Raw genomic sequence first — 331 nt, 5'->3', positions numbered from 1 at the left:
GCAACCAGAGCATCATCGAGGATCACTTTGACCGCAGCCCCGAGCTGGAAGAAATGCTGGCCGCCCCCGGCAGGGAAAAGATGCTGGAGGAGTGCCTGGGCATCTCGAACCTTGCCAACATCTTCTTTGTGCGCCAGAAGCAGACGCTGGGCCTGGGCCACGCCGTGAGCATGGCATAGGCCTTTACCGGTGACGATCCGTTCGTGGTCATCTACGGCGACGACGTGATCTGGGGCGAGGACCCTGTCTGCGCCCAGCTCATCCGCGCATATGAGGAGTTTGGCCGCCCGGCTGCCGGTGTCTCCGCTGTGCCCTGGGCCGATGTGAGCCG

General features: G+C 63.4%; 1 pseudogene. It reads left to right on the top strand.

What is annotated here, in order from left to right:
* Nucleotides 1-331 (top strand): annotated as a pseudogene (locus tag P0G09_RS20915) (UTP--glucose-1-phosphate uridylyltransferase); the annotation flags it as partial.

It is taken from the genome of Faecalibacterium sp. DFI.5.82 (assembly GCF_029076575.1).
In the GTDB taxonomy this organism is placed as follows: Bacteria; Bacillota; Clostridia; order Oscillospirales; family Ruminococcaceae; genus Faecalibacterium; species Faecalibacterium duncaniae.
Note: the sequence above shows the minus strand (reverse complement) of the source record. Positions and strands in the feature narration are given on the sequence as shown.